Genomic DNA, 1,247 nt, shown 5'->3' with positions numbered 1-1,247 from the left:
GGGTGGATTCAAGCGGTCGTCGCAACAGGCTCCTGCGTGGACAGTAGCTGGTTGAGTCGCTCAGCTGGGGTGTCCCAGCCGAGCGTCTTGCGGGGACGGCCGTTGAGCTCAGCCGCGACCTCGGCCAACCGGGCAGGAGCGTGGACGGCCAGGTCGGTGCCTTTGGGGAAATACTGACGCAGCAGCCCGTTGGTGTTCTCGTTCGAACCACGCTGCCAGGGCGAATGCGGATCACAGAAATAGATCGCCATCTCGGTGGCCATCGTGATCCGGGCGTGCTGGGCCATCTCGGTGCCCTGATCCCAGGCCAGCGACCGACGCAACTGCTGCGGCAACCCACCGATCACTGTGATCATCGCCTCGGCCACCGCAGCGGCGTCCTTGCCCGCAGGTAGGTGCAGCAGCAGGCAGAACCGGGTCGTGCGCTCCACCAGGGTCCCGATCACCGAACCGCTGTCTTTGCCGACGATCAGGTCGCCTTCCCAATGCCCCGGCACCGCCCGGTCAGCGGCCTCGGCGGGCCGTTCGGAGATCGGGACCATCCCGGCGATCTTGCCCTGGCGGGTCCGGCGTCCGTCGGGGGTGCGCTGGGGTCTGCGGACGGCTCGTCCGGTGCGCAGACACGCGGCGAGCTCGCGGCGCAACGCGCCGCGGCCTTGGACGTAGATCGCCTGGTAGATCGTTTCGTGGGTCACGTGCATCCTTGGCTGGTCGGGGAAGTCCCGCTTCAGCCTGGCAGCGATCTGCTCCGGCGACCACCGGGCTTGCAGGTCCTGCTGGACCCGGTCATGAAGGATCGGGTCAGCGGCCAGCTTCGCGGTTTTCGGTCGTGTTGCGCGGTGTTCGGCGGCGTGCTGGGCGGTGCTGGCCCGGTAGCCGGCGGTGGTGCTGTTGCGGTCCAGTTCCCGCCCGATCGTGGCGCGGTGGCGGCCCAGTCGCCGCGCGATCTCGGCGTTCGGCAGGTGCTGGGCGTGCAGGATCATGATTTCTTCCCGCTCGTCCAGGGACAGGTAGCGGCCTGAGCAGGCCCGCGGCGCGTTGGTGATCACGCCGCCAGCCTGCTCGAACAACCGCCGGCCGCTGGCCGGCGACACGGTCGCGGCCACCGCGGCTCGTTCTACGGATAGTCCCGCTCGTAGCTGGTCCCAGAACGCCACCCGGACGTCCCGGGACAGCCAACGACGACGGTTTCCGGTCATGGCAACACCTCTCACCTCAGGTGTTGCAACGGCCACTAGAACCCAAGC

At 68.4% G+C, this 1,247-nt stretch carries 1 protein-coding gene; it reads right to left on the bottom strand.

Going from position 1 to position 1,247, the window contains the following annotated elements; genetic code table 11:
* Nucleotides 1-8 precede the first annotated feature (8 nt).
* The gene (locus ACZ63E_RS46045) at nucleotides 9-1,199 is read right to left on the bottom strand and encodes an IS30 family transposase (protein ID WP_465342629.1); all 1,191 of its coding nucleotides are present in this window, start codon (nucleotides 1,197-1,199) and stop codon (nucleotides 9-11) included.
* Nucleotides 1,200-1,247 lie beyond the last annotated feature (48 nt).

Source organism: Amycolatopsis sp. NPDC104819 (genome assembly GCF_055583145.1).
Note: the sequence above shows the minus strand (reverse complement) of the source record. Positions and strands in the feature narration are given on the sequence as shown.

Excerpts from the sequence above, each read along its gene's own strand:
- ACZ63E_RS46045 (WP_465342629.1), bottom strand. The coding sequence starts at position 1,199 with ATGACCGGAAACCGTCGTCGTTGGCTGTCCCGGGACGTCCGGGTGGCG.